We start from the raw sequence: 21,422 nt of genomic DNA on the forward strand, positions 1-21,422 counted from the left end.
GGCGCCTGCCACCGGATCGGTCGCCGCGGCGGCGCCGGACGCTCCCTCGCTCGTCGACGAGGTCCAGGCCATCTTCGCCGAGACCCTCGGCGTCCCCCGGTCGCGCCTGGGCCAGACCGTCACGTTCGACGCGCTGGGCCTGTCGTCCTTCTCCATCGTGGATCTGACCGTTGCCCTGCGCCGCCGGTTTGAAGGCGTGCCCGCGACGCTGCTCTTCGAACACCGCACGATCGCGAGCCTGGCGAGCCAGCTCGCGCCGCCGTCACCAGCCGGCCCGGTACCGGCGGCCGCCCCTGCCCCGGCGGCCGACCTGCGCCCGCCGGCGCGAACCGAACGACCTGCCCCGCCGCCCGCCGACGGCGACGTGGCGGTCGTGGGCCTGGCCGGCCGGTACCCCGGCGCCGCCGACCTCGACGAGCTGTGGGCCAACCTCGCGGCCGGAACCGACGCGATCACTGACGTGCCTGGCGAGCGCTGGGACCACCACCGCCACCTGGCCACCGGAGACGGGCCGGTCGCCGCCGACCGTACCTACTCGCGGTGGCTGGCCGCGCTGGACGGCGTGGACCGCTTCGACTCCCTGCTTTTCCGGATCTCCCCGGCCGAGGCGGAGATGATGGACCCGCAGCAACGGCTCTTCCTCCAGACCGCGTACGCGGCGATCGAGGACGCCGGCTACCGTCCGGACACGCTCAGCCGGACAGCCGGCGTGTACGTCGGCGCCATGGCCAACGACTACGGCGTACTCGCCGCCCAGGCGGCGATCGACGGCACGAGCCCATACCCGTACGCCGAGCGGTACCAGATCGCGAACCGCGTCTCGTACGCCTTCGACCTGACCGGCCCGAGCCTCACCATCGACACCGCCTGCTCCAGCTCGGCCGTGGCGCTGCACCTGGCCTGCGAGGACCTGCGGCGCGGCGCGGTCGACGCGGCGATCGCCGGCGGGGTCAACCTGGTCCTGCACCCCGCCCGCCACATCCAGTACGCCCAGATGGGGATGCTGTCCCGGCACGGACGCTGCCGCACGTTCGGCGCCGGCGGCGACGGGTTCGTGATGGGGGAGGGCGTCGGCGCCGTCCTGCTCAAACCGTTGCGCGCGGCGCTGGCCGCCGGCGACCACATCCACGCGGTGATCAAGGGAACGGCCACCAACAGCGGCGGCCGGACCACAGGCTTCACCGTGCCGAGCCCGGACGCGCAGGCCGAACTCATCCGGCGCGCGCTCGCCGCGGCCGGCGTCGCGCCGGACACGATCAGCTACGTCGAGGCGCACGGTACCGGCACCGCGCTCGGGGACCCGATCGAGATCAGGGGACTGAGCTCGGCATTCGGCGCACTGCCGGCCCGGTCCTGCGCGGTGGGGAGCGTCAAACCCAACATCGGGCACCTGGAACCGGCGGCCGGCATCGCCGGCCTGACCAAGGTGATCCTCCAGCTGCGCCACCGGCAGCTGGCCCCGCTACCGGACCACACCGACGACAACCCGGACATCAACTTCGCCGCCACCCCGTTCTACCCGGTCACCGCGCTGAGCCCGTGGCACGGCCACCCCGGCGCCGGGTCCGACCCGGCACCGCTGCGTGCGGGAATCAGCTCGTTCGGCGCCGGCGGCGTCAACGCCCACATCGTCGTCGAGCAAGCCCCGGCCCGGGTGATGCCGCCGGACGGCGGCGGCCCGGAGCTGATCGTCCTGTCCGCCCGCGACCCGCAGCGGCTACAGGCCCACGCCGACGCGCTGCACCGGCACCTGACCAGCGCCGGCAGCGGGGTCAGGCGCGCCGACGTCGCGTACACCCTGCGGGTCGGCCGCGAACCGATGGCACACCGGGTTGCCTTCGTCTGCGCCGGCCGGGACGAACTGCTCGCCGGCCTAAGGTCGGTCGCGGAGGCGGGAACGGAGGCCCCGGTCGCGGTCGCCGCCGGCCGGGTCGACACCGGCGCCGCCCTCGCCGACATCTTCGACGGCGTCGAGCACATCCTGCCCATGCTGGCCGCCGAGAACAGGTGGGACCGGCTGGCCCGGCTGTGGGTCGCGGGCGCCCGGATCCCGTGGGAGGCGATCCCCGGCTCGACCGGCCGGCGGGTACCGCTGCCGCCGTATCCGTTCGCGCCCGTCCGGCACTGGCTGCCCACCCCGGCCGGACCGCCCGCACCGGCGACGGCCGACCCGGCCTGGCACGCCGACGAGCCGTTCATCCGTGACCACGTCGTCGGCGGTACCCCTATCATGCCCGGCGTCGGGTTCCTCGAGATCGCCCACCGGGTCGCCGGCATCGACGACGTCAGCCGGGTGCAAGGCGCGGTCTGGTCCCACCCGCTGCCCGCCGTCGGCGCGGAGCCCGTCGACGTCCGGGTCGACGCCGGCGACGTCCGCTTCGTGGGGCGGCACACAGGCACCGAGTACGCCCGCTGCCGACTCTCCGTGGCGCCGCTGGCCACGCCGCGGGCACCTGCCGGTTCCATACCCGACGGCGCGGTACGCCTCACCGCCGACCGGGTCTACGAGCGGCTGGCCGCCCTCGGCCTCGCCTACGGCCCCGCGCTGCGCAGCATCCGGGACGTGGCCACCTGGCCCGGCGCGGCCGAGGCTCGGCTGACGCTCCCCGACGCCGGCGCGCCGGCGCACTACCGGCTGCATCCGGCGATCCTGGACGGCACGCTACAGACCGTCCTGCTCGGCGCCGGCGCCGGCGCGACCTACCTGCCGTACGCGCTCGGCGAGCTTCGCCGCCACGGCGACCCGGCCGGCACCGAGACGGTCCGGGTCCGCCTTATCCACCGTGACGAGCGGACGATCCGCGCCGACGCGGTCCTGCTCGACCCCGCCGGTCGGGTCCTGGTCGAGCTGGCCGACATCGCCTTGCGCCGTCCCGACCTGCCCGCCGCCGGCCAGGAACCGCCGGTGACGCTGTACGAGTTCCGGTGGACGCCCGAGCCCGCGCCGGTCCGGACCCTGGGCGACGGCCCGGTGGTTTTGATCGACGACACCGTGCGGACCGACGACGACGTGCGCGCCTTGGTCTCCGGGCAGGCCCGCGGCGGGGCGGTCACCGTCCTCGACCGGCGGGAGGTCACCGGCGGGGACGCCACCGACCGGGCGATGCGCCACCTGGCCGCACCGGTCGCCGGCGCCCGCGCCGCCCTCGCGCCGGACGGGCCGCGGATCACCTGGATCGCCGTCACCCGGCCAGAGGCCGTCGACCCGGCCGCGGCGGTCGCCAGCGGCCTCGGCGCCGCCCTGGCCTGGGAGACCGAACGGTTCCGGCTGGTCCGCGTCGAGGTGGGCGACACCGTACCGGCGACGGAGGCGCTGCTGGCCGAGGCGGGCGGCGCCGAGCGCGAGGTGTCGTGGGTCGGCGGTGAACGGAAGGTGCGCCGGCCGATACCGATCCCGGCCGGCGCGGCGCGGCGGCCGTACCGGACCGGCGGGACCTACGTGATCAGCGGCGGCGCCGGAGGCCTCGGCGTGCTGCTCGCCCGCCACCTGTCCAGCCGGTACTCGGCGAAGGTCGCCCTGCTCGGCCGGGCACCGGCGAGCGCGCGTACCGAGGACCTGGCGCGGGAGGTCACCGCGCTCGGCGGAGAGGCGGCGTACCTGTCGGTCGACGTCACCGACCGGGCCGGGCTGGAAGCCGCGCTCACGGCGCTGCGCTCGCGCTGGGGGCCGATCCACGGCGTGTTCCACGCGGCCGGGATCCTCGCCGACGGCCTGCTGGCCGGACGCGACCTGGACACCTTCCGGCCCGTACTGCTGCCCAAGATCGCCGGTGCCGAGACGCTGGACGCGGCCACCCGCGACGACCCGCTGGACCTGTTCCTGCTGATGTCCTCGGTATCGGGGCGCCTCGGCGCGGCCGGCCAGACCGGCTACGCCGCGGCCAACCGCTTCCTCGACGCGTTCGCCCAGTGGCGCGACAACCAGGTCGCCGCCGGCACCCGCCGGGGCCGGACCGTCTCCGTCGCCTGGCCGTTGTGGCAGGACGGCGGCATGCGGCCGCCGGAGGCCAGCATCCGGCAGACCCGCGACCAGTTGGGCCTGGTCCCGCTCGCCTCGGGCCCTGGGCTCGCCGTCGTCGACCGCTGCCTCGACGGGGACCTGGCGCCGTCGATCGGCACGGTCCTGGTGGCGACCGGCGACTCCGCCCTGGTGGCACGCGTTCTGGGCGAGGGCCGTCCCGCGACCGCCATCCCGGTGACCCGGCCACGTCCCTCGGCGGCCGAGGTCGAGGCGATCCTGGTCGACCTCTCGGCCGACCTGCTGCGGGTACCGGCGGCGGAGCTTGACGTCGATGCCGAGCTCGCTGACCACGGGTTCGACTCGGTGCTGCTGGCCCGGTTCGCCGACCGTGTCAACGACGCGCTCGGGATCGCGATCACGCCGGTCGTCTTCTTCGATCACCCGTCGCTCCGCGCCACGGCCCGGGAGCTGATCCGCCGCCACGGCTCCGAGCTGGAACCGGCGAGAAGCGATGACGATCCGGCGGGTACAACGCCGCCGGCCGAGCGCGAGCCGACCTCGGAGCCGGCCCGCGACCGGCAGCCGCTCGCGGCCGAACCGATCGCCGTGATCGGCATGTCCGGGCGCTTCCCGGGCTCGCCCGACCTCGACGCGTTCTGGCAGAACCTGGCAGCCGGGCGCGACCTGGTGACCCGGCTGCCGGCCGACCGGTGGCCCGGTGAGGAGAGCCGACCCTGGGGTGGCTTCCTCCACGACGTCGACGCCTTCGACGCCGAGTTCTTCAAGGTGTCGCCGAAGCAGGCGATGCTCATGGATCCGCAGCAGCGGCTGTTCCTGGAGGAGTGCTGGCACGCGATCGAGAACGCCGGGTACGACCCGACCGCCCTGGCGGGCAGCCGCACCGGCGTCTTCGCCGGCGTCACCCTGCACGACCACCTGGAGGACGTCCTGGCCGCCGGCCTCGAACCGACTGGGCAGATGGCGACCGGCAACGTCCACGCGGTCGTGGCCAACCAGGTCTCGTACCAGCTCGACCTGCGCGGCCCCAGCGAGTCGGTGGACACCGCCTGCTCCAGCTCCCTGGTCGCCCTGCACCGCGCAGTCGGCGCACTGCGCGCCGGTGAGTGCACCACCGCGCTCGTCGGCGGTGTCAACGTCGTCCAGTCACCGACCTGGTTCACCGCGTTCGCCCACGCCGGCATGCTGTCGCCCGAGGGCCGGTGCCGGACGTTCGACCGTGCCGCCGACGGCTACGTACGCGGCGAGGGCGTCGGCGTCGTGATGCTCAAACCGCTCGGCAACGCGCTGCGCGACGGTGACCGGATCGACGGGCTGATCCGGGGAACCGCGGTCGGCCACAGCGGCCGCGGACACTCCCTCACCGCGCCGAGCGCCGCCGCCCAGGCCGAGGTCATCGCGGCGGCCTACCGCGCCGCCGGCGTGAGTACCGACTCGGTGTCGTACGTCGAGACCCACGGCACCGGCACCGTCCTGGGCGACCCCATCGAGGTCGCCGGGCTCCGGATGGCGTTCGGCGACAAGCGCCGCGACCCCTGCTACCTCGGCGCGGTCAAGACCCAGATCGGGCACCTGGAGTCGGCCTCCGGCGTCGCCGGCCTGATCAAGATCCTGCTGGCCATGCGGCACGGCCACCTCCCCGGCAACCTGCACCTGCGCGAGCCCAACCCGCACCTCGAACTCCACAAAGGACCGTTCGAGGCACTACGGGAGGGACGCGACTGGCCGGCCACGGCGCACGGCCGGCGGGCCGGGCTGTCGTCGATCGGGTTCGGCGGCACCAGCGCCCACGTGGTGGTCGAACAGCACGAGGGTCCGCCCGGGCGCCCGGCGCGGCCCGCCTACCCGTTCGCCCGGACCCGACACATCGTCCCGCGCCGAGCGCCGGCTCCCGACACCACGCCCGGCGCCGCACCGACCGTGCTGCTGGTCCCGCACTGGCGGCCCGCGCCGCTGCCGCCGGCCACCGCGCTGGCCGGACGGTCCGCCGCGGTACTCGTCGTCGGCGCCGGGCAGACCCTGGACGTGCTCTGCGACCTGCCCACCGTCACCGACCTCGACTGGATCGTGCTCCGGCAGCGGTCGAGCCTGCCCAGCATCGGCGCCCACGACCGCGAAGCCGACCTGGACGACCCGGACGACTGCGCCCGCGCACTGCGCGAGGTGCTGGCCGAACGTCCGGACGCCACCGCCCTGGTGGACATCGTCGACGCCGACCCGGCGGCCGCCGGTGGCCGGGGGCGTGTCGGCCTGCTGCGCGCATTCCTCGCCGCGACGACCGGGCCAGTTTCCGCGGTGCACGTCGCGGTCGAGCACACCGACCCCGCCCGCGCCGCGGCCGCCGCCCATCTCGCCGCCTACTACCGCACCGCCGCCGCCGAGTACGGCCGGTTCCGCGCCACCACGGCCGAGGTGACCGACCACCGCGTGGCGCACGGCCTGCGGGTGGCGGTCGACGAACTGCGCGGCGGATGCGCCGACGCCCGTACCCGCTACCGGCCCGACCGGGAGGTCATGGACCTGCGGCCGGCCGGCGACGCCACCGCCCGCCGGCAGCCGGATACCGCGCTCGGTCCCTATCCGATCGACCCGGACCGGCCGTACCTCATCACTGGAGGGACCGGTGGGCTCGGCCTGGCCGTGGCCGGCCGCCTGGTCCACCGCGGCGCGCGGATGCTGGCCCTGCTCGGGGAACGGCCGGTGCCCGCCCGACGGGAATGGGACTCGCTTCCCGCCGCACACGAGCGGCGCGGCCTCGTCGACGCCATCCGCCGCCTGGAAGCGGCGGGGGCCCGCGTCGAGCTGCACAGCGGCGCGCTGACCGACGAGCACGCGGTCAGCGCGTTCCTCGACCGGCTGCGCAGCGTCCACGGGCCGGTCGCCGGAGTGGTGCACTGCGCCGGCCGTCCGGCATCCGGCGAGCCGGCCTTCGTCAAGAAGCCGCTTACCGAGGCGGACCGCACGCGACTGCCCAAACTGGACGGTCTGGTCACGATCGACCGCCTGCTGGCCCAGGACCGGTGCGACTTCATGGTGCTCTTCTCCTCGGTCTCGGCCACCGTCCCCGGACTCGGCGTCGGGATGGCCGACTACGCCGCTGCCAACGCCGGGCTGGACGCTTTCGCCACCGCCGCGGGCGGGCGGCGCGACCACACGGCCTACCACGCCATCGCGTGGGGTAGCTGGGCCGAGGTGGGGATGGGGGCGGTCGACGGGGCCCGTTACGGAGGCTACGGGCTCTCGGCACTATCCACATCGGACGGACTCGAACTGCTCGACCGCGCGTTGGCGTTGCCGTCCCGGTGGTCGCTTGCCGCCGCGACGGACCCGGCGGTCTTCCGGCCGGACCTGCTGACCCAGCCAGCCGTCCGACCCACAGAGCCAGCCGTCGAAGCCACCGACCGGCCTGAGATCCAGGCCGCCACCACGCGGTTCCTCACCGAGCTGCTTGCCAGCGAGCTGATGGTCGCGCCGGAACGACTCACCGCCGGCACCCGCCTGGCCGACCTCGGCGTCGACTCCGTCTTCATCGCCGGCCTCGTGCCGCGCCTGGAAACGTTCGCCGGCCGGGCGATCGGCCCATCGGTCGTCATCGAGCACCCCTCCGTCGGCGAGCTCGCCGCCCATCTCGCGACGATCGCCGCACCGGACATCGTGACCGCCCCGCCGGCGCCGGCCCCGGACCTGCCGCCCGCGACGGTCACCCCGGCGCGCCGGCCGGTGCCGATGGCGGTGATCGGGATGGCCGGCCGCTACCCGGGAGCACCGGACCTGGAGGCGTTCTGGGACTTGCTGGTCGCGGGGCGGTGCGCGGTCTCGCCGGTACCGGCCGATCGGCCGCGACCGGCGCCCCATCCGGACCGCCGGGCCGGGTTCCTGGCGGGCATCGACAAGTTCGACCCCGGCTACTTCGGGATCGCCGACGAGGACGCCGCCCACGTCGACCCGGTGACCCGCGTCTTCCTGGAGACCGTCGCCCAGACCGTTGCGGATGCCGGGTACGAGGCCGCGGAGCTCGCCGGTCGCCGGGTCGGGGTGTTCGTCGGCGGCGCGACGAGCTCGTACGGCTGGGGGGTCACGCCCCGCCCCAGCACCGCCGCGGGCCTCAACCAGAACTTCATCGCGGCGTACGCGGCGCAGCTGTACGACCTGCGCGGGCCCAACCTCGTCGTCGACACCGCCTGCTCCTCGGCGCTGACCGCGGCCCACCTGGCCCAGCAGGCCATCACACTCGGGGAGTGCGACCTCGCCCTGGTCGGCGGGGTCGACCTGCTCCTGGACGACGCGCCGTTCGGCAAGCTCGACGCCGCCCGCGCCCTGTCCCCGGATGGGGTCTGCCGCACCTTCGACGCCCGGGCCAACGGGATCGTGCTCGGCGAGGGCTCCGGCGCGATCCTGGTCAAGGCGCTGGACGCGGCGCTGGCCGCCGGCGACCGGGTACACGCGGTGATCGAGGCGGTCAGCGTCAACAACGACGGCCGGACGATGGGGCTGACCACACCCAGTCCCAGCGCTCAGGAACAGCTCGTCCGGGACGCCCTCGAAAAGGCCGGCGTAACCGCCCGGTCAGTCTCCTATGTGGAGGCGCACGGGACCGGCACGATGATCGGCGACCCCATCGAGCTTCAGGCGCTCACCCGGGCCTTCCGGGCCGACACCGACGATGCCGGCTTCTGCGTCGTCGGCAGCGTCAAGCCGAATGTCGGCCACCTGCTGATGGCGGCCGGGATGGCCGGGCTGCACAAGGTGATCCTCGCCGTCGGCCGGCAGGTGGTCCCGCCCAGCATCCACTGCGACACGCCGAACAGCCGGTTCGCGTTCGACTCCTCCCCGTTCCGGCTGGTCCGCTCGGCCGTGCCGTGGCCGGCCCAAGAGGGCGTCCGCCGCGCCGGCCTCAGCTCCTTCGGATTCGGCGGCACCAACGGTCACCTGCTGCTGCGCGGGCTGACCGACGCGGAGCGGGCCGCCCGCACCGCGGTCCGGGAGGCCGGCCCGCCGCCAGCGTTCAAGGGGCGGCGGTACTGGCTCGAGGATCGTCCCGCGCCGCGGCCCGTGGCGCGGCCGCCCGCCGCGGTATCCGCGGCGCCCGCCGGCAACGGCGCCCGCCAGGCGGCCTGGACCGACCTGCTGACGTTCGACGAGGGGACCTTCGAGCAATGACGGCGAACAGCACCTTCCTCGACCGGATGGCCGGGCGCACGTTCCGGACGGTGCTGCGCCCGGACGAGCCGGTCCTGATCGGCCACCTCGTGCACGACATCCCGGTACTGCCCGGCGTGTTCCTGATCGACCTCGTCCTGCGGATCCTGCGGGACAACGGTGTCGACCCCACCACCGTCGAGCTGCGACGGTGTGTGTTCCAGGCACCGATCGCGATCGCCGACGGCCGGCCGCGACAGGTCCGGATCCGGATCGGCCGGCCGGACGCCGAGGGAGCTGCGCCGGTCGAGCTCGACGCCCGGGTGGCGCCCGAGGTGGCGGACTCGTCCACTGTGGATGACTGGCAGCCGACGTTCACCTGCCTGCTGCGTCGACGCACCGCCGCCGCGCCCGTCGCGCCGGCCGCCGCCGGCCACCTCGACGACGCCGCTGACGCCGACGTGCTCTACCGCTTCGCCCGCCAGGTGAGCATCCACCACTCCGGCGTCATGCGGGTCGACGGCGTCGCGGCTGTACGCCCGGACGGCGCGCTGGCCGAGGGTACGGTCGCCGACGGCGCCGCGCGGTTCGTGGCCCACCCGGTCCTGCTCGACTTCGCCACCCTCCTGCCGTTCCTGCTGCTACCGGAGGCGCATCGCGGGCAGGTCCGCAGTCCCTACATCCCGCTCTACATCGACGTGTTCCGGCTGTACGGGCCGCTCGGCCCGACCTGCCGTGTCCACACGCCACGCACGCACCCCCAGGCGGAGATCGGCGAGACGCTCGCGGCGGACATCGTCCTCACCGATCCGACCGGCACCACCGTCGCCGAGGTGGCGGGCTTCCGCGCCAAGCGGGTCCGTTCCGTCGACCACATCGGGGCACCCACCGCCAACGGCCGGCACGACCCCGCCCCGGCGGCGAGTCCGGGCGGGCACCCGGGCGACGCTGACGAGCTGCACCGCGCACTGTCCGCGCTCGTCGCCGCGCGCCTGGGCACCGCCGAGCCGCTCGACCCCGACCGCGGGTTCTACGACCTCGGCCTCGACTCGACCGGCCTGCTCGCGATCGTGGCCCAGATCGAGCGGCGTACCGGTGTGGAGCTCTATCCCACCCTCCTGTTCGAGCAGCCGACCGTCCGCGAGCTGGCCGCCTACCTGCGGGCCGAGCTTCCGCAGGCGGCCGCCGCGCTCGCCGGGCCGCCCGACGAGCCGGACCCGGTACCCCCACCCCCGCCGGCGGCCACCGCACCCGCCACCGTCGCGGTCCCGGCCCGGCAGGTGGAGCCGCCCGCGGACCTGGTCGCGGTCGTCGGGCTGGCCGGCCGCTTCCCGATGGCCCGGAACGTCCGGGAGTTCTGGGCGAACCTGAGCGCGGGCCGCGACTGCGTGACCGAGGTGCCCGCCGACCGGTGGGACTGGCGCGAGCTTCACCACCCCGAGCCCGGCCGGCCCGGCCGCAGCTACGGGCGATGGGGCGGGTTCCTCGACGGCCACGACGAGTTCGACGCGCGGTTCTTCTCCATCACACCGGCGGACGCCGCCATGATGGACCCGCAGGAACGGCTTTTCCTCCAGACCGCCTGGGAGGTCATCGAGGACGCCGGCCACTCGCCCGACACGCTCCGCTCGCAGACCGGCGGCCGGGTCGGCGTGTACGCCGGCGCGATGTGGAGCGACTACCAGCTCTACGCGGTCGACGAGGCAAGCCGCGGCAACAACGTCGTCGCCGGCTCGTGGTTCTCCTCGATACCGAACCGGGTCTCCTATGCGTTGAACCTGAACGGTCCGAGCCTGGCCGTCGACACCGCGTGCTCCTCCGCCCTGTACGCCATCCACCTCGCGGCGCGGGCCATCCAGGCCGGCGAATGTCGTGCGGCGATCGCCGGTGGGGTGAACCTCTCCCTCCACCCGTCCAAGTACGTGAAGCTCTCCGCGCTGCGGATGCTCTCCCCGGACGGCCGCTGCCGGGCGTTCGGCGCGCAGGCGAACGGGTACGTGCCAGGGGAGGGCGTCGGCGCGGTGCTGCTGCGACCACTGGCCGACGCGCTCGCCGCCGGCGACCACGTCTACGCCGTGATCAAGGCCTCCGGCGTGCACCACGGCGGCCGCACCGGCGGGTTCTCCGTACCCAACCCTGACGTGCAGGCCGACCTGATCGGCGCCGTGCTCGACCAGGCCGGGGTACCCGTCGACACCATCACCTGTGTCGAGGCGCACGGCACCGGCACCTCGCTCGGCGACCCGATCGAGGTGGCCGGCCTGACCAAGGCATGGCGCCGGTACACCGACCTGCGCGGGTACTGCGCGCTCGGTTCGGTGAAGTCCTCGATCGGCCATCTGGAAGCCGCCGCCGGCGTGGCCGGACTGGCCAAGCTGCTGCTATCGATGCGGCACGGCACGATCCCGCCGACCCTGCACGCGACCGAGGCAAACCCGCGCATCACGTTCGCGGACACCCCGTTCGAACTGTGCCGGACCGCCCGCGCCTGGACCCACCTGGTCGACGCCGACGGCACCGCGATCCCACGGCGGGCGGCGATCAGCTCGTTCGGTGCCGGCGGTGCCGGCGTGCACATGGTCATCGAGGAACACCCGGCCGAGGCGCGGCCGGCGCCAGAGCCCGGCCGCCGGCACGTGGTGCCGCTGTCGGCGCGTACCGCGGAACGGCTCAGAGCGCAGGTGGAGCGGCTGGACAGTTTCCTTGCCGAGCGGCCACCGCCCGCGCTCGCGGACATCGCCGGCACGTTGCAGGACGGCCGGCAACACCACACCCACCGGCTGGCGCTCGTCGTGTCCTCGACCGAGGAGCTCCGTGCCGCCCTCGCCGCCCAACTCAGCCTCGACGGTTCGCCGGACCCGCACGACGGAGACGGCCCCGCCGCGGTGGCCCGAGCCTGGACCGGTGGCAAGACCGTGGACTGGGACCGGTCCGGCCGCGACCCGCGGTGGCGGCGGACGTCGCTGCCGACCTACCCGTTCCGCCGGGAGCGGCACTGGGTCGTCTCCGCGCCGGCCGAGACGTTCGCGGTCGCGGGCGAGGACACGTGGTTCCGTGACCACCGGTACCACAGCCGGAGCCTGCTGCCGGGCGCCCTCCTGCTGCAACGGCTGCTCGCGGCCGCCGCCCGGGCCGGCCACACCGGCCTAGGGCTCGACCAGGCGTCCTTCCTGGCACCGGTCGATGGCGGCGCCGACCGGACGCTCACCGCGGCCCTGACCGCCGGACCCGAGACCCACACCGGCGCGGTCACCGGAGCGGGGGAGCCGGCCGAGCGGTACGCCGAGGCGACGCTACGCCCGCGAGCCGAGGCACCCGCGCCGGCACCGCCCGACGCCGCGCGTGAGCGGTGCCCCGAGCTCTGGGACGCCGGCCGGTTCTACGGTCACATGGCACGCCACGGCTGGGCATACGGACCGTCCCTGCGCACCGTCCGGCGGCTTTGGCTGGGCGCGGGCGAGCTGGTCGCCGACCTCGACGCGGCACCGGACCTCGACCAGACCCCGGGCGACCGGCTGGCCCGCCTTCTCGACGGCGCCTTCCAGACCACCGGCGCGTTGCTGCCAGGCGGCGATGGTCGCCGGTTGCTACCGGCCGAGGTGTCCGGCGTCGACGTCCACGCCGACCTGCCGGACCGGGTCGTCGTACAGACCCGGGGCAGCGCGGAGACCGGCTTCACCATCACAATGACCGACCCGGACGGCCGAGCCCTGGTCACGGTGGACCGGCTGACACTGCGCCCGGCGACCGGTGATCCGGTGGCCTTCTACGAGCCGGCCTGGGTGCCCGCGGCGGGCGACAGCGGCGAGCAGAGCGGACTGCTGCTGGCCTTCGACACCGACCAGGACCGGGTCACCGCGCTGCGCCGGGACCGACGCGTGGTGCAGGTCCGGCCCGGGACGCGCGGCATCCAGACCATCGACCCGGACACCTACCTGATCGACCCGGTGGACGAGACCGCGCATGCCGCCCTCGTCGATGCGGTCGGCGTCCAGGCGATCGGCGCTGTGAGCCTGCTCTGGCCCCTCGACTCGCCGGACCAGGTCGACCCGGCGCTGCCGTTCCTGCTCTGCAAGGTCCTGGCCAGCCGAGTGCGCAACACGATCCCGGTCGTGTACGCCTACCGCGGCGACCCCGAGCCGGCCGCGGCCGCCGCCGTCGCCGGGCTGGCCCGGACCCTGCGCCTGGAACAGCCCCGGGTCTCCCTACGCACGCTGCACCTCGGGAACGATCCCGCTGGCGCGCAGGAGCTGGCCCGGCGGGTACGGGCGGCGTCGACCGGCGACGAGATCGAGCTGCGGCACGACGTGACCGGGCGTTGGCGGCTGGCCTACCAGCGTGCCGGGGCGGCGCCGGCCGGCACCACGCCGGTGCCCTACGCCCGCGACGGGTACAGCTACCTGGTAACCGGGGGCGGGGAGGGCTCGGCCGGATCGTCGCCGCCGACCTGGCGGCGCACGCCCGGGTCTGCCTGCTCCTGTTTGGACGGTCACCGCTGGACGGAGCCCGCGCCGAGCTGCTAGCCGGGCTGGAGGAGCGCGGCGCCACGGTCCGCTACTTCGCTGGCGACGTCGGGGAGGCCGCCGACGTACAGCGGGCGGTCGAACAGGCGCGGACGCTCGGCCCACTCGCCGGCGTGGTGCACAGTGCCGGCCTCGTCGACGACCGCCTGCTCGTGAACAAGGATCTCGCCGCGCTGCGCCGGGTGGTCGCGCCCAAGCTCGCCGGCGCCCGCCATCTCGACGAGGCCACGGCCGGCGACGAACTCGACTGGTTCGTCCTCTTCTCGTCGCTGTCCGGTGTGCTCGGCAGCATCGGGCAGGCCGACTACGCGATCGCCAACCGCGCCCTCGACGCATTCGCCGTCGAGCGGGAGGCTCTGTCCGCCTCAGGGCGTCGGCGCGGAATCAGCCGATCGATCGCCTGGCCGTGGTGGCGCGACGGCGGGATGCCCATCGCCGACGAACTGCGGGACGCGACACTCGCCCGGTCCGGTACGGCGCCGTTGGAAACCGCGGACGGCCTGGTCGCCCTCCGGCAGGCGCTGCGCCTGGCGGCGAGCCGGATCGTGGTGGCCACCGGTGATCCTGGCGGGTACGAACCGAAGCTCGGCGTCGTGGCTCCGGCCGCGCCGCCCACTCCCGGGCCGCGCGCGGATCACGCTGACCTCAGCCGCGAGGTGCGCGCGGCCCTGGCCTCGGTCATCGGGGTCGCGGTGGACGACATCGACGACGAGGACACGCTGGGCGACCTGGGCGTCGAGTCGGTGGCCGCGACCCGACTGATCGCCTTGCTGGAGACGCGGTTCGACGTCGTGCTCAACCCGTCGATGGCGGTGCCGCACAGCTCGCTGGCGAGTCTGGCGGAGGCGGTGCGGAGCCAGCGCCCCGTCCGCCCGGAACCGGCGGCCACGCCGGTGGCGGTGACCGACCGCCGGCCCGCGGACCCGTCCACAAGAGACCTGCCCGCCGCCAGCCCGCCCCGCGGCGAGCGAATTGCCGTCGTCGCCGTGGCCGCGCGCTTCCCCGGCGCCACAACCATCGCCGACTTCTGGCACAACCTCACCGCCGGGCGGGACACCACCGGCCCGGTACCGGCGGGACGGTACACCATGGACTGGATCCGGGACCTTCCCGGCGACCTCGCCCATCGGGTCACCCACGGCGGATATCTGTCCGATGTGGACCTCTTCGCCGCCGGCGACCTGCGGGTGGACGTCGCCGAGGCGCCGTGGATGGATCCGTTGCAGCGGCACTTCCTGGAGCTCGGCCACGAGCTCTTCGACGCCGCCGGCTATCCGCGCGACGAGGTGGCCGGCCGTTCGGTCGGGGTGTTCCTCGCGGCGACGGGCACCGACTACGTGCGGCGTGCCTTTCGGGACGGTGCAGAGGCCACCCCGCAGCTGCTGGTCAACGGTCTGACCAACATGGCCGCCGCCCGGCTCAACCACGCCCTCGACCTGCGCGGCCCCGCCCAGGTCGTCGACACGGCCTGCTCGTCGTCGCTGGTCGCGCTCCACCAGGCGTGCCGCAGCCTGCGTGCCGGCGAGTGTGATATGGCCGTGGTCGGCGGCGGCAGCCTGCTGCTCGACCCGTTCACCCAGATCGGGCTCGCCCGGGCCGGTGTGCTCTCGCCGGACGGGCGTACCCGGGTTTTCGACCGAGACGCCGACGGCATGGGCGTGGGCGAGGGCGTCGGACTGGTGCTGCTCAAACCGGCCGAGGACGCGCTGCGCGACGGAGACCAGGTATTGGCGACCATCGCGGGCTCCGCGGTCAACAACGACGGGCGGACGCTCGGGCTGACCGCACCCAACCCGGACGCGCAGGTCGACGTGATCCGCGCGGCGCTGCGGGCGGCCGGCGTCTCCGCGGAGACGGTCACCTACCTGGAGGCGCACGGCTCGGCGAGCCCGTTCGGCGACCCGGTGGAGATCCACGCCGCAGCTGAGGCGTTCCGCCGCGACACTGGCCGCCATCAGTTCTGCGGGACCGGTTCGGTCAAGTCGAACATCGGCTCACTGCTGCACGCCGGCGGCGTGGCGGCCCTGATCAAGGTCGTCCTGGCGATGCGGCACCAGTTTCTGCCGCCGACCCTGCACTGCGCGAACCCCCATCCACGGCTCGGCTTCGAGCGGACACCGTTCCGCCCTGTCCTGGAGGGAGCCCCCTGGCGGCCGGAGAGCGGGCCGCTGCGGGCGGGCGTCTCGGCGTTCGGGTTCGGCGGCACGAACGCCCACGTGGTGGTCGAGCAGGCCGATCCCGACCACCAGCCGGTCCGCGCGCCACTGACGCGGAACCGGCCCGAGCGCGCCCGTTTCTGGCTGCCGGCGGCCACCGCGCCCGCGGCACCACCGGCGCCCGACCCCGTCCCGGCGGTCGAGCCGGTACCGGCGATCGTGGCCGCTGGCGCCGAACCGACAGGGCTCGCCGACCTTTACCGCCTGCTGCGTGAGCTCGGCGCCGAGCCGACCGACCCCGAGGCCGGTTTCGCCGATCTCGGCCTGGACTCGGCCGCGCTGCTGCGCCTGACCGACCTGCTCGAACGCGACTCGGGCCGCACCGTCAACCCGACAGCCTTCTTCCGGTACCGGACCCTGCGCGACTTCGCGGCACACGCGATGCGGCCGCCGAGCCGCCCGACGGTTTCCGAGCCGGCGCCGATCGCCGCGACGGCGCCGGGTGCGGCCGACCGGGACATCGCCGTCATCGGCATGGCGGGCCGGTTCCCGGCGGCGGACAGCGTCGACGCGCTCTGGGAGCGGCTGCGCGACGGCGACCTGCTCGTCGGCCCGCCGCCCGCGGAGCGTCCCGAGCTGGGCGGGGACGTTCCCGGCCACGGCGGGTACCTGAGCGACGTCGCCCGCTTCGACGCCAGCTTCTTCGGCATCTCGCCCCGCGAAGCCCGGCGGATGGACCCGCAGATCCGGACCCTGCTCGAAGTGATGTACGCGGCCGCCGAGGACGCCGGCGCGGTCCCCCGCCTGCGCTCGTCGGTCACCGGCACCTACGTCGGCGCCTGCTACCGCGACTACGAGCAGACGATGATCGCACGAGGGGAGCCGGCCCGACCGCACGACGCGACCGGAAACGCGGCCGCCATGGCGGCCAACCGTCCCGCGTTCTTCCTCGACCTGCGCGGCCCCAGCCTGACCGTCGACACCGCCTGCTCGTCGTCCCTTGTCGCCCTGCACCTGGCCGTCGCCGCGCTGCGGGCCGGCGAATGCGAGATGGCCTTCGCCGCAGGCACCAACCTGGTGCTCGACCACCGCCACCACGAGTACCTCTCCGCCATGGGCGCGCTGTCGGCGACTGGCCGCTGCCGCTCCTTCGCCGCCGCCGCCGACGGTTACGTGCCGGCCGAGGCCGTGGTCGCGCTGCTGCTCAAGCCCGCCGCCCACGCTTTGCGCGACGGCGATCCCGTACACGCGATCATCAAGGGGTCGGCGGTCAGCCACGTCGGCCGTACCGCGTCGGTGACCGCGCCCGACGCCGTGAGCCAGGCCGCACTCCTGCGCCGGGCCTGGGCCGACGCCCGGGTCGAGCCGCGGACGATCGGCCTGCTCGAAGCCCACGGCACCGGCACGGTGCTGGGGGACCCGATCGAGGTCGAGGCGGCCCGGGACGCTTTCGGCCCGCCCGGCGACGCCGGTCCGTGGTGCTCGCTGGGCAGTGCCAAGGCCCACCTCGGCCACGCGGAGGCCAGCGCCGGCTTGGTCGGCGTGGTCAAGGCCGTGTTGTCGCTGCGACACCGGACCCTCGTCGCGATGCCCGCCAGCGGGCCGGTCAACCCCTACTGCGAACTCGACGGGGGCCCGTTCCTGATCGAGGAGCGCAGCCGGCCGTGGCCGGCCCCAGCCGGCGGTCCGCGCCGGGCCGGCGTCAGCGCGTTCGGCTTCGGCGGCACCGGCGCCCACGTCGTCGTGGAGGAGGCACCCCAGCCCGCGACCAACAGGCCGGAGACGACCGGCCGGAGGTGGGCGTTCCCGATCTCGGCCCGGAACGCCGAGCGCCTCGTCGACGTGGCGGCTGGGCTGCGCGCGGCGCTCGCCCACCCGCACGGCCCCGATCCGGCCGGCGTCGCCCGTACTCTCCAGATCGGACGCGAGCCGATGCGAATCCGGATCGCCGCGGTGGCCGCGAGCACCGGCGAACTCGTCGCCGCGCTGGACGCCTACCTGTCCGGTACGGATCACCCTGGCCTGGTCCGCCCCGGCGGCGACACCGCACCCGATGGCGCCGACCCGGCCCGCCGTGCGGCCGAGCGGTTCGTGTCAGGGGAGGCGGTCGACTGGGCCGGCGACCCCGGACTGCCACCGGGCTCCCTCGTACGCCTGCCCTGCTACCCGTTCGCCCGGGACCGGTTCTGGCTCGACGGCGCGGTCGAGCGGGCCGCGGCCCCAGCCTCGGTCGACACCGGGGTCGCGCACCTCTTCGTCGCCCGAGCCCAGACCCGCGCGGTGGCCCGCCGCCGGCCCGCCGCGCCGACCACGGTCATGTTCGGCGATGCCACCGCCGCGGCCGAGCCCGACAGCCCGGCGACCGTGGTGGTCACGGTCCGCGACGGCAGCGGGTACCGCCAGGTCGGCCCGCGTCGGTACGAGATGGACCTCGCCGACCCCGACGCGCACCGGCGGCTGCGCGACGAGCTGACCGGCCGCGAGCCTGCCCCTGTCGACCTGGTGTGCCGGTGGGCGGCCGGCGAAGCGGCGACCGGTGGGACACCGGCCGGGATGCTCGCCTCGACGCAGCGCGAGCTCGCCCGGTTCGCCGCCCTCGCCACCGGCTGGCGTCACCGGCCCGGCGACGAGCCGACCCGCTGTGTCTACGCGTACCGCCGCGACGGCCTCGCGGCCCCGTTCGAAGCGGTCGCCGGGTTCGCCCGCGCCGCGGTCGCGGCCGACCCGGGGCTCGGCGTCGCGGTGCTCGGCCTGGGCGCCACCGCGCTGGTATGGCCGGCCGCGGCGGCCGAGCTCGGCGCCGTCCGCCCGGGCGAGGTGGTGGAGGCCGTGGTCGACGGCCCGCGCACCGTGCTCGACTTCGTCGAGGCCGCCGGTGCCGGGGACGTCGGCGGCCCGTGGCGGCCCGAAGGGCGCTACCTGCTGACCGGAGGGCTCGGCGCGATCGGCCGGCTGCTCGCGGTCGACCTGGCCGAAAACCACGCCGCCCGCCTGGTCCTGACCGGACGGCGTGCCCTGGACGACGACGGGCGGACGTTCCTCGACGAGCTGGACCGTGCCGGCGGACAGGCGGTCTACGTCCGCGCCGACGCAGCCGACCAGGGGGCCGCCGAGCGCGTCGCCGGGTTCGCCCGGGCCCGCTTCGGTGGGCTGGACGGCGTACTGCACCTGGCTGGCGTACTCCACGAGGTGCCGATCCAGGACCGGACCGCCGAGCTGGTGACGGCGGTGCTCGACGCCAAGGTCGCCGGTACCGTCGCGCTCGACCTGGCGACCGCCGGCGAGGATCTGGACCTGTTCGCCGTCCTGTCCTCGCTCTCCTCGGTGCTGGGCACGCCGCGCCTGGGTGACTACGCGGCGGCCAACCGCTTCGCGGAGGCGTACCTGGAGCACCGCGAAGGGCTTCGCCGTCGAGGCGAGCGGCGCGGAAGGTCCACCGCGCTGCTGATGCCGTACTGGCGGGACGGCGGGATGCGGATGCCGGCCCGGACCGAGGCGGCAATCGCCGCGCTGACTGGGACCGGCCCCCTGAACGGGCGCACCGGGATCACCGCCTTCGGACGAGGGCTGGCGGTCGCGGCGACGACCGGCGTTGCCAGGCTCGTCGCCGCACCGGGCGACCGGCACAAGCTCGGCCACCTGCTCGCGGCTGGCGCCGGCGCCGAGCTGGAAACCGCCACGGCGCCGCCATCCACCGGGGAGCCGGCTGATGCGCGGGCGCTCACCGCGATCATCGGTCGCGTCCTCCAACTCCCGGACGGCGTCCCGGACGGTGCCGACCTGACCGACCTCGGCTTCGAGTCGGTCACGATCGCCGAGCTGATGCGGGCGGTCAACGCGCGGTGGGGGACCCGGCTGCCGGCCTCCACGTTCTACGAGCTGCGTACCGTGGACGACCTGGTCGCGCGGATCCAGAACAGCCGACCGGAACCGGCCGTCCAGGTCGCCGAGCCCCCGCCCCCCGGCGACGCGGTCGCGATCATCGGGATGGCGGCACGGTTCCCAGGCTCGCCCGACGTCGACACGTTCTGGGCCAACCTCCTCGCCGGCCGCGACCTGGTCGGCACCTATCCACGCGAGGGCCGACCGCCGTGGCCCACCGGAGCGCCGCCGGTGGCCGGCTTCATCGAAAACGTGGCGCTCTTCGACCACGAGCACTTCGGCATGTCCCGCCGGGAGGCGGAGCTGACCGATCCGCAGCAACGCCTGCTGCTCACCACGGCGCACCTGGCCCTGGCCGACGCCGGGCTGCCGGCCGAGCGGATCGCCGGCACCGCGACCGGCGTGTTCGTCGGAGTGTCCAATGTCGACTACATAGACGTCCTGCGGGACGCGGGCCGGGCCGAGGAGAGCTACGGCGTCACCGGCCTGTCGGGCAGCATCGTGGCCAACCGTGTCTCGTACCGGTACGACCTGACCGGACCGAGCGAGGTCGTCGACACCGGCTGCTCCAGCTCCCTGGTCGCACTGCACCGGGCGGTGCGGTCGCTCGCCGCCGGCGAATGCGGCCTCGCCCTCGTCGGCGGCGTCAACCTGCTGCTCAGCCAGCGCCCCTTCGCCGCGTGCGAGGCCGCCGGCATGCTCTCACCCACCGGCCGGTGCCGGACGTTCGGCCGCGAAGCCGACGGCTACGTCCGCGGTGAGGGGGTCGGCGTCGTCGTCCTGAAGCCCTTGCGGGCGGCGATCGAGGACGGCGACCCGGTCCACGCGGTACTTCGCGCCAGCGGCGTCAACCACGGCGGGCACGCGCACGGCCTGACCGTGCCGAGCCCGCGTGCCCAATCGGCGCTGATCGCCTCGGTGCACCGCCGCGCCGGCATAGACCCCGCCACGATCGGCTACGTCGAGACGCACGGCACCGGTACCCCACTGGGCGACCCGGTGGAGGTCAACGGGCTGCGTGCCGCGTTCGCCGACGCCGATCCCGCGGCTCGGTGCGGTCTGGGCAGCGTGAAGTCGAACATCGGCCACCTGGAGTCGGCGTCCGGCATGGCCGGCCTGATCAAGGTCGTCCTCGCCCTGCGGCACCGCACCCTGCCGGCGACCCTGCACTGCGCCGACCCCAACCCCGAGGTGAACCTCGACGGCAGCCCGTTCTTCCTCGTCACCGAGGCTACGGACTGGCCCGCGCCGCCGGGTGCCGGCCCGCGCCGGGCCGGCGTCAGCGCGTTCGGGTTCGGCGGCGTCAACGCCCACGTCGTGGTCGAGGAGCCGCCCGCCCCGCGCCCAGCCCCGCTGGTCGTCCCGTCACTGCGCGAGGTCTACTGCTGGCCGGAGCCGCCTCATGAGCCCACCGGCCTGCAGGAAGTGGCCCGGCTCGGGGTAACCCTGCTGCGTTCGGCCCTCGGCGGCTCGCCCGACCTGTCGACCATCCCGGTCCGGGCGGAGTACACGGCCCTGCGCGACGCGCTCGTCACCCTGCTCGGCCGCGTCCAGCCGGTGCCGGACCCGGACGCGGTGGCCGACCGCATCGAGCGCGACCATCCCGACCTGCGCCCGCACCTGCGCCTGCTCACCCGGTGCGCGCCGCGCATCCCCGCCGTGCTCCGCGGCGAGCTCGACGCACTCGAAGTGCTCTTCCCGGACGGCGACGGCACACTCGTCGCCGACGTGTACGGGGGACCG

2 protein-coding genes and 1 pseudogene are annotated in these 21,422 nt (G+C 75.0%); all 3 read left to right on the top strand.

The genetic code is table 11. The features are described 5' to 3' along the window. The first annotated feature begins 70 nt into the window (after window positions 1-70). A complete protein-coding gene (locus Pflav_RS44930) occupies window positions 71-9,139 on the top strand; it encodes an SDR family NAD(P)-dependent oxidoreductase (protein ID WP_332107858.1) in 9,069 nt (3,022 codons plus the stop codon). Next, window positions 9,136-13,641: a beta-ketoacyl synthase N-terminal-like domain-containing protein gene (locus Pflav_RS06085; RefSeq protein ID WP_173034405.1), complete on the top strand. Its 4,506-nt coding sequence runs from the start codon at window positions 9,136-9,138 to the stop codon at window positions 13,639-13,641. Before Pflav_RS44930 ends, Pflav_RS06085 begins: the two co-directional genes overlap by 4 nt. Further along, window positions 13,590-21,017: pseudogene (locus Pflav_RS44935) on the top strand (SDR family NAD(P)-dependent oxidoreductase); the annotation flags it as partial. The gene Pflav_RS06085 and the pseudogene Pflav_RS44935, both read left to right, overlap by 52 nt. Between the last annotated feature and the right edge of the window lie 405 nt (window positions 21,018-21,422).

The organism is Phytohabitans flavus (assembly GCF_011764545.1).
GTDB lineage: Bacteria > Actinomycetota > Actinomycetes > Mycobacteriales > Micromonosporaceae > Phytohabitans > Phytohabitans flavus.